General features: G+C 58.8%; 10 protein-coding genes. 3 read left to right on the forward strand and 7 right to left on the reverse strand.

Annotated elements, in window-relative coordinates; translation table 11 throughout:
- Window positions 1–127 precede the first annotated feature (127 nt).
- Window positions 128–2,488 (forward strand): GAF domain-containing protein, encoded by a 2,361-nt coding sequence (locus OLX72_RS17945; protein WP_114869855.1) that lies wholly within the window; start codon window positions 128–130, stop codon window positions 2,486–2,488.
- 5 nt (window positions 2,489–2,493) lie between these two features.
- Window positions 2,494–2,865, forward strand: coding sequence for a nuclear transport factor 2 family protein (locus OLX72_RS17950; RefSeq protein ID WP_162797962.1), 372 nt, complete (start codon window positions 2,494–2,496; stop codon window positions 2,863–2,865).
- Window positions 2,866–3,167: 302 nt separating this feature from the next.
- Here the strand turns inward: OLX72_RS17950 and OLX72_RS17955 are convergent, their stop codons facing one another.
- Together OLX72_RS17955 and OLX72_RS17960 are read right to left on the reverse strand one after the other, a co-directional pair.
- Window positions 3,168–3,863, reverse strand: a complete 696-nt coding sequence (locus OLX72_RS17955; RefSeq protein WP_433989248.1) for a hypothetical protein — start codon at window positions 3,861–3,863, stop codon at window positions 3,168–3,170.
- A gap of 125 nt (window positions 3,864–3,988) precedes the next feature.
- Window positions 3,989–4,588: a superoxide dismutase gene (locus OLX72_RS17960; RefSeq protein WP_114869852.1), complete on the reverse strand. Its 600-nt coding sequence runs from the start codon at window positions 4,586–4,588 to the stop codon at window positions 3,989–3,991.
- A 233-nt stretch (window positions 4,589–4,821) separates the two neighbouring features.
- On the opposite strand from OLX72_RS17960, the gene speB reads away from it, so the two are divergent.
- Window positions 4,822–5,766, forward strand: a complete 945-nt coding sequence (gene speB, locus OLX72_RS17965; RefSeq protein ID WP_433989249.1) for an agmatinase — start codon at window positions 4,822–4,824, stop codon at window positions 5,764–5,766.
- 36 nt (window positions 5,767–5,802) lie between these two features.
- Here speB and OLX72_RS17970 read toward each other — a convergent pair whose 3' ends face one another.
- From OLX72_RS17970 to OLX72_RS17990, 5 genes are all read right to left on the reverse strand, one after another.
- Window positions 5,803–6,381: a sarcosine oxidase subunit gamma gene (locus OLX72_RS17970; protein WP_114869850.1), complete on the reverse strand. Its 579-nt coding sequence runs from the start codon at window positions 6,379–6,381 to the stop codon at window positions 5,803–5,805.
- Window positions 6,374–9,385 (reverse strand): sarcosine oxidase subunit alpha family protein, encoded by a 3,012-nt coding sequence (locus OLX72_RS17975; RefSeq protein ID WP_433989250.1) that lies wholly within the window; start codon window positions 9,383–9,385, stop codon window positions 6,374–6,376. Before OLX72_RS17975 ends, OLX72_RS17970 begins: the two co-directional genes overlap by 8 nt.
- A 61-nt stretch (window positions 9,386–9,446) precedes the next feature.
- On the reverse strand, window positions 9,447–9,776 hold the full coding sequence (locus OLX72_RS17980) for a sarcosine oxidase subunit delta (RefSeq protein WP_114869848.1): 330 nt from the start codon (window positions 9,774–9,776) through the stop codon (window positions 9,447–9,449).
- A gap of 93 nt (window positions 9,777–9,869) precedes the next feature.
- Window positions 9,870–10,079: a hypothetical protein gene (locus OLX72_RS17985; protein WP_114869847.1), complete on the reverse strand. Its 210-nt coding sequence runs from the start codon at window positions 10,077–10,079 to the stop codon at window positions 9,870–9,872.
- Between the two features lie 160 nt (window positions 10,080–10,239).
- Window positions 10,240–11,484: a sarcosine oxidase subunit beta family protein gene (locus OLX72_RS17990; protein WP_433989251.1), complete on the reverse strand. Its 1,245-nt coding sequence runs from the start codon at window positions 11,482–11,484 to the stop codon at window positions 10,240–10,242.
- Window positions 11,485–11,583: the final 99 nt, after the last annotated feature.

Consider the following 11,583-nt stretch of genomic DNA (forward strand, 5'->3'; position numbering starts at 1 on the left):
GCGGATGCGGGGGCGTCAAGCCTTGGGTCGCGTCAGGGCGTGGTGGGCAAGGATCGTCTGGCCAGCCGCCCTGTTGGATGTATAAAGGACGCAATTTCCGACCACGCACATTTGACGGGAACGCATTTTGGCAGAAGATACTGGTTCCAAAACCCAAGATCACGACACCGCCCGTCTGGAAGCGGCCCTGACCCGAGAGGCCGCAATCCGCGAAATTCTGGAAGTCATCCGCGACAATCGCGAGAATGAAGCCCCTGTTTTTGACGCGATCCTGCGCAAGGCGGCTGCCTTATGCCGTGCGCCCCACGCAGCGCTGAACCTTGTCGACAGCAACCGGAAGTTTCTAGAATATACCGTGTCTTACGGGCCAGACCTCAAGCTGTCCAAACCCGGCATTACCAAATGGGCACTGCAACCGAACTCGCTTATTGCGCGCACAATTCTTGAAAAACGCGCGATCCGCGTTGATGATCTGGCCGATTCAGACGAATACCGCGCAGGTGATCCCGGACGGGTCGCCCATGTGAACGAAGACGGTATCCGCAGCTATATGGCCGTCCCGCTGATCATCAATGACACCGCAATCGGCAATATCGGCCTGTTTCGTCGTGCTGTGGATCCTTTTTCACAGGATGATCTTGAGCTGATCCAGACCTTTGCCGATCAGGCCGTCATCGCCATCGAAAATGTACGCCAGTTCCGGGAAGTCCAAAAGCGGCTGGACCGCGAGGCCGCCACACGCGAAGTTCTGGAGGTGATCAGCCAGTCGCGAGCGGATGAACAGCCAGTTCTGGATATGATCGTAAGCAATGTTGCGCGGTTATGTGATGCAACGCTGGTTGGCCTGTCGCTGGTCAACGCGGCGCGCAGCGCGCTTGAATACACTACCGTCTGGGGCACGCGATATGAAACATTCTATGAGGGTTTCGAATTTGACCTGAACGGACCGTTGCAAGTGGCCGTGACCGTTCGCGAGGCGCGCATTATTCACACGCATGACCTTTCGGATGATCCTTTGTATCTGGCGCGCGACCCTGTGCGCGTGAAAATGGTGGAAGAAGTTGGCGTGCGTACCATGCTGACGGTTCCGCTGATCAAGGATGGCGTTGCCTTCGGATGCCTGAACATCAACAGAAACGAGGTGAAGCCTTTTTCCGAAGATGAAATCGGCCTGATTGAAACCTTTGCTGAACAGGCCGTTATCGCCATCGAAAACGTACGCCAGTTCAGGGAGATCGAACAGCGGCTGGAGCGGGAAAAGGCAACCCGGCAGGTCTTACAGGTGATCAGCCAAAGCCGCGACGACGAAACACCGGTGTTCGAGGTTATTCTCGATCGGGCGGCGCGGTTGTGCAATGCCCAGCTTGCGGGTTTGCAGCTGGTCAACGAGGCGGGCAGCCACGCACGGCTGATTTGCAACTGGGGGGCCAGTGGCGGTGTGTTCAATCCCGGCTTTGAAATGGATATGGAGGGCACCAATCTGGTCGTTGTGGCGATCCGCGAGGCGCGGGTGATCAGCGTTGCGGATCTGAAAGACACCGATCTTTACCGGCAGGGCTGGAAGTTGCGGCGACAGTTGGTGGACGAAGAAGGTGTGCGATCATGGCTGATCGTGCCGCTGCTGCGTGACGGTGTCGGTTTTGGCAGCATGACGCTGAGCCGCAAGGAGGTAAAGCCGTTTTCAGCAGACGAAATCGCACTGATCGAAACCTTTGCCGAACAGGCCGTGATTGCCATCGACAACGTGCGCCAGTTCAAAGCTCTTGAACGCCGCACAGCCGAGGTCGAGGCGCTGAATGCGGGGCTGGAAGAACGTGTTGCCACCCAGGTCGATCAGTTGGAGCGCATGGGGCGTCTCAAACGGTTCCTGTCGCCGCAGGTCGCGGATGCGGTGATTTCATCGGGCGATACCGCCCTGTTGGGCAGTCACCGCGCCCTGATAGCCACACTGTTTTGCGACATCCGCGGCTTTACCGCGTTTTGCGAACGCGCCGAACCCGAAGAAACCATCGAAGTGCTGCAAACCTATCACGAGGCAATGGGTCAGTTGATTGCGGCCCATGGTGCAGGCGTGGACCACCGCGCGGGCGATGGCATCATGGTGATCTTCAACGATCCCCTGCCCTGTGACGACCCAACCGGTGATGCGCTGCGCATGGCATTCGCGATGCAAGAGCGGATGGCAGACCTGGCGCGCGGCTGGCGGCGCATGGGGCACAAGCTGGGCTTTGGCGTCGGGATTTCGCTGGGATATGCCACGGTTGGCATGGTCGGCTCCGAAGGGCGCTATGATTACACGGCTTCGGGCACTGCCGTAAATCTTGCCGCGCGCCTGTGCGATCATGCCGCCGACGGAGAGATATTGCTAAGCCCGCGCGCTTGTCTGGCGGTCGAGGACATCGCCCGAACCGAACCTGTCGGCGCGTTGGAGTTCAAGGGCATCCACGCCCCCACCGAAGTGTTCAGGGCCGTGGCGCTGAAAGGATGACGGGAATGCCAGACAAACAAACCTATGCCGAGATTGCAGACGTCGTAAAAACATATGTCGAAGGCATGTGCGAAAACGATCCTGCCAAGCTGCGCCGGGCCATGCACGAAAGAATGTGCTGCATCGGCCATTTCCAGGGCGGCCTTGAATGGGACAGCCGCGACGCGTTTATCGCAGGTGTGGACAAAGCCGTCGACGCGCCGGACCCCGCGCCTTGGTACGCGATCAACACGATATCGGTTTTCGGTGACGTGGCCATGGTTCAGGTCGAAAACATCTGGCTGGGCGATCACTATGACGACACACTTACGCTTTTACACCACGCGGGAAGATGGGTGATCGTGTCCAAGGTGTTTTATCTGCGGCCTGAAAAGTGAACTGGATTGATCCCAACACAGGGCAGCGCCTGACCTTGGGGAGGTGCAACGCGCCTTCCCGAGGGGAAGGTCAGGCGCGGCCCGGCGAGGCCGGGCGGGCGGTGACGGACACGCCCACCAAGTTACATTACCGACACGATTGATCTCGCCCAAAAGAGCGATGATCAACATTCGATCGCTGAATGGTTTGGCCTAAAAGCCGGATGACTGCTGTGCGGACGAAGTGTGCATTCGCTGCTAGGAAACCAATGTCGCCTATCGGAAGAGGTATAGGTGGGGACCGCCCCATCCGACATTAGCTTTTAGTCAGAAAGGCGAATAACCCTTGCCGCCATGTCCACTTCTGGCAAGTAGCCTAGCGCCACAACAGCGGCATGTTCTCTGAATGCAGCAATTTGAACTGACACATTAGTGTAACCTAATGTCGGTTCCTTGAACATTTTCCAAGCAGTCCTTGTCAGTTTTAACTCTTCTTGCCCACCAATGTCGGTAAGGAAATCCATTAGGCTTAGTGCTTCTGCGGAGGTATTCGTATAGAGAGCACAACTCAACTTTTCGCTTATTGGCTGCGACCAGATCATGACTAAGGCCGCCCCCGTTGGGTCAAGCAATGCGTAAACGCCATCAGGAGATTCACGGGAATAGAACTGAACGGCCCGCTTTTGCTCTTCCAGGGCGGCTTGCTGCGGCATGTCGAGGCCCTTTCGAGCCGAAAACCTAAGAATCAATTCGCCGATCGCTAAATAGGCCGTCGCGATCTTGACTTCGCTGGCTTGAGGAGCACTCCACGCCTGAAATTCAAATGCAGCCGCCGCCTCAGATGCCGTATTTGCTTCACACGCGCAAATGTCAAGGAATGTTCGTAGGGGGGATTGCGCCACTGCTTGACTGGCGAAAACCGCGAGGATCACGAATATTACCGCGAAAAATTTGGACAAGACCAAGCTATCCTCCATTGGGCTGGAACGTTGGTTTCGTCCGCTGATCAACTCCATCATGACTTCGCTTACCGCAACATGCAACAAAGCACTTTGGGCTCAAAGCAGTCATTCATCCAATAAAGCCCCCCAACAAAAAACCCCGCGCACTGCACGGGGTTTTCCATGTCATTGCATCCGCGCATTTACATACGCGATGCGACGTTTTCCCAGTTGACCAGATTATCAAGGAAATTGGTCAGATAGGCAGGGCGTTTGTTGCGGAAATCGATGTAGTAGGAATGTTCCCACACGTCACAGCCCAGCAGCGCCGTCTGGCCAAAGCACAGAGGGTTCACACCGTTTTCTGTTTTGGTCACTTTCAAACCGCCGTCGCTGTCTTTGACAAGCCAGGCCCAGCCCGAGCCGAACTGGCCCGCACCTGCGGCGGAAAACTGGGATTTGAATTCATCAACCGAACCAAAGCTGTCAGTGATCGCCTTTTCCAGTTCCGATGGCATGGCGCCCGATTTCGGGCCCATCATTTCCCAGAACTGGTTGTGGTTCCACAACTGACTGATGTTGTTGAAAATACCGTTCTGCGCCACCGCGTTGGCGTCATAGGTGCCGGTGATGATGTCTTCCAGCGATTTGCCATCCCATTCGGTGCCCGCAATCAGCTTGTTGCCGTTGTCGACATAGGCCTTGTGGTGCAGATCATGGTGATATTCGAGCGTTTCCGCCGACATGCCGGCCCCCGCCAGCGCATCGTGGGCATAAGGAAGATCGGGAAGTTCAAAAGCCATTGGGGCCCCCTCGTGGTTTGGTGTTGCGTTTCGCACATCGCGTACATGGGTCACATGAAGCGCAGGATGGCGCAAGGTCAAGGGCCGACACAGACAATATCGACCGGATGCCTTGCGCGTGTGAAAGATGAACGCGCAAACCGGTGCAGGGTTCCCTGCCCCTTGCGCAATTTTCGCCGCTGTGGCCCACTTGAGCTGCAAAGACCGAAACGAAACAAAAAAACGAGCCGAAGATGAGCCACGGATATGAAAGCGGACGCCTGAACCTGCCTTTTGTCGGGATATCGACCTTTGGCAAATATCCCTACCACCCCGATTGGGAAACGATTGATGCGGATGTGGCGATTGTTGGTGCACCCTATGATTTCGGAACCCAGTGGCGGGCCGGTGCGCGTTTTGGCCCGCGTGGCATCCGCGAAGCATCGACCCTCTTCGCCTTTGGCCATGCCGGCGCCTATGATCACGAGGATGACAAGACCTATCTGGGCGAAGGCACGCGGATCGTGGATATCGGTGATGCCGATATTGTCCACACCGATACAGAGCAAAGCCACGCCAATATAGAAAAAGCGGTGCGCGCAATTTTAAGGGCCAAGGCGCTGCCGGTGGTGCTGGGCGGCGATCATTCGATCAATATCCCCTGTGTGCGCGCGTTTTCGGACGCAGGCCCGATCCATATCCTGCAAATCGACGCCCATCTTGATTTTGTCGATGAACGCCACGGCGTGCGCCATGGTCACGGCAACCCGATGCGGCGTGCCGCCGAGCAGAATCACGTGACCGGCCTGACCCAGCTGGGCATCCGCAATGTCTCCTCGACCGCGAAAGAAGGGTACGAGGCCGCGCGCGCGATGGGCTCGGATATCCTGTCGGTGCGGCAGGTGCGCGCCCTTGGGGCCGACGCGGTGATTGCGCGCATTCCGGAACAGGCGAACATCTATCTGACCGTCGATATTGATGGCTTTGATCCCTCAATCGCGCCCGGCACCGGAACGCCCAGCCACGGCGGTTTTCTATATTACGAGGTGCTGGAACTGATCGCCGGTGTTGCGGCGCGCCAGAACATCGTCGGGATCGACCTGGTCGAGGTTGCGCCCGATTACGACCACAGCGGCACCACATCCATTCTGGCGGCGCAGATATTGCTGAACACGATTGGCCGCATTTTGCATCGATAGCAATGACTTATGGATTACTTATAACGTGATTCCACATCACTTGGCGGTGTCGAAATACCCGACCTCAGACCCTTTTTGGGCGGCCATTTTCAGAATGCCGAATGCGTATTCTGCCACCGACCGGAAACAGATGATCCGGAACGTATCCTCTTGAGGCATCCAGAACGCGGCAGGCACCTGCGCCATACGCGTGCGGCGGAACATGCCGGGGGCAAAGGATGCGGGCGACAGATCAACCGGGCACAGCTTGGCCATCACCTCGCGGGCGTGGGGGCCGTGCACCTCGAACAGCGCGCGCGCGTCCGAGACATTGACCGCCAGCGCATGTGTTTTGGCCAATGACTTGTGCATCTTGGCCAGCGTATCGGGTACGCTGTCATAGGCACACATCACCAGCACCTCGTCCGGTGACATCCATGCGATGCTGCCGTCCTTGCCAGTGTTGATGTGGCCCTGAGGTGGGATATCCAAGCCGGCGGCGGATTTGGCGGCCGATTTGATCTTGGCGGCAGACAGATCACCGCGCAGGGTGATCATCCCGTTCAGACCCATTTCACGAATATCGGTGATCCCAGCATAAGTTGCGTGATCCAAAGCACTGACGATATTAGACATTTTGCTTTGTCCCTTCTTGGTCATAGAACACAGGATCAACGATTTTGGCCTGTACGACCGTGCCGTCCACCTTGGGAAAATCGATCACTTCGCCCATTCGGTCGGGCCCGTGATGCACAAGCCCCATCGCGATGCCACGGTTCAGCGTGGGCGAATGATAGGTCGATGTGACACGCCCGATCATATTGCGCTGACCGTTCTCGTTCACCCCCTCGCCCACGGCATAGGCGCCGTCGGGCAACACAGAACCGTCAACTGTTTCCAGCCCGACCAGTTTCCAGCGTTCGGGATCCGCCATATGGCTGCGCTGTTGTGCGCGTTTGCCAAGATAGTCGTCTTTCTTTTTTGAAATCGCCCAATCCAGCCCCAGATCCTGCGGGATCACCGTGCCATCGGTTTCGTCCCCGATCATGATAAAGCCCTTTTCGGCCCGCATGATGTGCAGCGCCTCGGTGCCATAGGGCATCAGATCAAATTCGCGGCCCGCGTCCAGCATCGCCTCCCAGAAGGCGCGCCCCTGCGAGGCGGGCACCGCGATTTCGAATGACAACTCGCCCGAGAACGAGATGCGATAGACCCGCGCGTCAAACTCTCCGATCTTGCCATCGGCCCATCCCATGAACGGCAGCGCCTCGGCGCTCAGGTCCATGCCGCCCAGTTTTTCCAGCATCTTGCGGGCATTGGGGCCGACAACGGCGACCTGCGCGTATTGTTCGGTGACGTTGGCGGTGTAAACCTTCCAGTCCCACCATTCGGTTTGCAGCCACTCTTCCATATGGCCATGGATGCTTTCCGCGCCGCCGGTCGTGGTGTGACACAGGAATGTGTCGTCATTGATGCGGGCCACAACGCCGTCATCGATCAGAAAACCGTTTTCCGAACACATCAGGCCATAGCGGCATTTGCCCGGCTTCAGCGTGGACATCATGTTGGTGTAAAGCATGTCCAGAAAACGCCCGGCATCGGGGCCTTTGACAATGATCTTGCCAAGGGTCGAAGCATCAAGCAGCCCAAGGCTTGCCCTGGTCTGGTTGATTTCCCGCATGACCGCGTCATGAACCGTTTCTTCACCACGCACATAGGCATAGGGGCGGCGCCACGCGCCAACCGGTTCCCAATCGGCGCCATGTTCGTGATGCCAGTCCGACATCGGTGTCTTGCGGATCGGCTGGAACACTTCGCCGCGCGCCTCGCCCGCGATCGACGCCATCGAGATCGGCGTATAGGGCGGACGGAACGTGGTGGTACCGACAGCCGGGATATTCGCGTTCAGCGCAGTGGCAAGCGTTGCCAGTCCGTTGATATTGCTTAGCTTGCCCTGATCCGTCGCCATGCCCAGCGTTGTATAACGCTTGGCGTGTTCTACGCTTTCAAAGCCTTCCTGCGCGGCCAGTTGCACATCAGAGACTTTCACATCGTTCTGATAATCCAGCCACGCCTTGGTGCGCAGTTTGATGCTGGCCCCCTGCGGCATCAGCCAGACCGGCAGCATCGGCGCGCATTCCGGCCCGGTTGCCATCGGCGCAGACGCGGACCTGGGTTTGAACCCTGCGGCCTGTGCCGCTTCCTTGCCTGCGGCGTGGGCATCGCCCAGCACGGTGGCCAGATGCAATGCGCCATTGGCGGCACCTGCGGCGGTCACAAACGCCTTGCCGTCCGCGCCGGTCGGCGGGTTATCCACATCGGGGCGGAAATGTGCTGCATCTGCATCCCAGACCAGCTTGCCGCCGCAATGGGACCACAGGTGCACCACCGGCGACCAGCCGCCCGACATGGCCACCGCGTCGCATTCGATCTCTTCCAGAACGGCGCCTTCACCCGCCTGCGTACAAAGCGCAACGCCAGTCACGCGCTTGCCGCCCTTGACCTTGGCGATGGCCTTGCCGGTTTCGACACGGATGCCCAGGGCCTTGGCCTGTTCCATCAGTTCACCGCCCCCCTGTACGCGGGCATCGACGACCACAGGCACGACCAAACCGGCGTTTTTAAGGGCAATTGCCGTAAGGTAAGCATCATCGTTGTTGGTGACGACCACGGTGCGGTCCCCGATCGAGACACCGTAATTGACCGCGTAGTCGCGCACCGCCGAGGCCAGCATCACCCCGGGGATGTCATTGCCCGCAAAGGACAAAGGCCGTTCGATCGCGCCTGTTGCCGTCACGATCTGGCGGGCGCGGATGCGCCACAACCGGTGCCGCGGCCCCGCTGCCGACGGATCATGATCGCGCAGTTGTTCATAGCCCAGCACATAGCCGTGATCATAAACCCCGGCCCCCATGCAGCGCGTGCGCAGGGTCACATTGGGCATTGTTTCCAATTCAACGACAGTTTGTTCAACAAACTTATCCACAGGCATATCTTCGACCTGCCCGCCGTCCACCGGTGCGCGGCCACCCAGATGCGCGGTTTGTTCCAGCAACAGCACCTTGGCCCCCGAAAGGGCCGCCGCCTTGGCCGCCTGAAGGCCCGCGACCCCGCCGCCGATCACCAGAACATCAGTGAAGGCATAGAAATGTTCATAAGTGTCCACGTCGCGGTCTTTGGGCGCTTGGCCCAGACCGGCGGATTGGCGGATGAACGGTTCATACACATGCTTCCAGAACGAGCGCGGATACATGAACATCTTGTAATAAAAGCCCGCGGGCAGGAACCGCGACAGATGCGTGTTGATTGTACCGACATCGAATTCAAGGCTGGGCCAGTGGTTCTGGCTGTCGGCTTTCAACCCGTCAAACAGTTCTGTCGTGGTCACGCGCTGGTTTGGTTCGAACGTGCCGCCCTCGCCCATGTTGACCAGACCATTGGGCTCTTCGGCGCCACTGGCGACCACGCCGCGCGGGCGGTGATATTTGAACGAACGGCCCACCATCATCTGGTCATTGGCCAGAAGCGCCGAGGCCAGCGTGTCGCCCTCGAACCCGCGCATCTGTTTGCCGTTGAAGGTGAAATGAAGCGCGCGCGCGTCGTTGATCAGACGGCCCTTGGTGGCAAGGCGGGTGCTCATGATGCGAACCTCGTGGTGATGGCAGGCGTTGCGCTGCAAGTATTTTTGAAAAGATGAAGCATCAGGCGAACTCTCTCCACGACCATCCGGGGCGTTTTTCCGAGATGGTTTTGATCAGGTCGTCGGGCGGTGCGAGGGTCTGGGCGCTGTAAGTGCCGAACACCTCCAATGTGGTGGTGCAACGGGCGGCGTGAAACCATTTGCCACAGCCGTTCGCGTGCCGCCAGCGCTCGAAATGAACGCCCTTGGGGTTTTCACGCATGAACAGATAGCCTTCGAAATCATCATCCGATGCGCCGGGGCCGAACCGTTTCAGGTGCGCTTCTCCGCCGCCGTGAAATTCGGTTTCTTCGCCGGTGACGCCGCAACAGGGACAGGTCAGGATCAGCATGGGGCACCTTTGACGTAAAAAGGCAGCCGTTCCGCAAGGGAACGACCGCCAAAGTGGACGTGAGTGTGAGTGGTGGGGCCTGTGCCCGCGTTTTTATTCGGTGACAGTGCCGGTTGTGGCCGGGGCTGCCGGGGCTGTATCGGACACCGCCGGAACTGCCGCGCCATCATCAGACGCAGGCCCGCTGCCCGATCCGATGGCCGCAAGGCCGGCGATAAACAGAACGATGACGACAAGCGCGATGACAAGGCCGCGCGCACTGGTGCCGCCAGTGGTGGTTTTCGGCGTGATATAGTCAGACATGGTGACGTCTCCTGTTTGGGAGATGTCAGGATGACGCGTTTTTTGCACCGCTCAATATGAGCGGAAATCCCCGCCGGTTTTCGGCACGGGTTGGCCTGTGGCGCGGGCGCGCATGGGCCAAAGTCTGCCGGTTTTCTGCCGGTATCGTGCAAGATGGCCATCAGTGCGCCACCCCTGCCGCCACGCTTTCATCGATAAAGCGGCCTTCGCGGAAGCGTTCCAGCCCGAAGGCGTCGGTCAGCGGGGAATGCCCCTTGGCGATCAGTTCGGCCATGCCCCAGCCCGATCCTGGGATCGCCTTGAACCCGCCGGTGCCCCAGCCGCAGTTGATAAACACGCCCTCGACCGGGGTTTTGGACAGGATCGGCGAGCGATCCCCGGTGATGTCCACGATCCCGCCCCACTGGCGCAGCATTTTCAGGCGCGACACCATCGGGAAGGTTTCGATCAGGGCGCGCACGGTTTCCTCGATATGGTGAAAGCTGCCGCGCTGGGTATAGTTGTTGTGCCCGTCTGTGCCGCCGCCGATGACCATTTCGCCCTTGTCGGACTGGGACATGTAACCGTGCACCGTGTTGGCCATCACCACCACATCCATGCAGGGTTTGATCGGTTCGCTGACCAGCGCCTGAAGCGCCACGGATTCGATGGGCAGACGGAACCCCGCCATATCCGCAACATGGCCCGAATGGCCCGCCACGACGATGCCCAGTTTGTCGCAATCGATATCGCCTTTGGATGTGGTCACGCCAACAACGCGGCCGCCATCGCGGCGTACGGCGGTGACTTCGCATTTCTGGATGATGTCCATGCCCATATCGGAACAGGCGCGCGCATAGCCCCATGCGACCGCATCGTGGCGCGCGGTGCCGCCACGGGCCTGCCACAACCCGCCCAGAACCGGATAGCGCGGCCCGTCCAGATTGATGATCGGCACCAGTTCCTTGACCTTCTGGGGCGAAATGAATTCGGTTTTCACACCTTGCAGGGCGTTGGCGTGGGCGGTGCGCTGGTAGCCGCGGATTTCATGCTGGGTCTGGGCCAGCATGATCACGCCGCGCGGACTGAACATGACGTTATAGTTCAGATCCTGGCTCATGGTTTCGTAAAGCGAGCGCGCCTTTTCGTAGATCGCCGCCGATGAATCCTGCAGATAGTTAGATCGGATGATGGTGGTGTTGCGCCCGGTGTTACCGCCGCCCAGCCAGCCTTTTTCGATCACGGCCACATTGGTGATGCCGAAATTCTTGCCCAGATAATACGCCGTGGCCAGCCCGTGCCCGCCGGCGCCGACGATGATCACATCGTATTTCTTTTTCGGCTCGGCCGCGCGCCACGCCCGTTCCCAGCCTGAGTGATAGCGGGCCGCTTCACGTGCGACGGCAAAGACTGAATATTTTTTCATAGATCGAATCCGATGCATCCGGTGTGATGTGTACATGGCGCAAAGCGCGAAATATGCCATCCTGCCAAACGTCACAATAGATCGCAGTTGCGACATGAG

It is taken from the genome of Sulfitobacter sp. TBRI5, from assembly GCF_051013555.1.
GTDB lineage: Bacteria > Pseudomonadota > Alphaproteobacteria > Rhodobacterales > Rhodobacteraceae > JL08.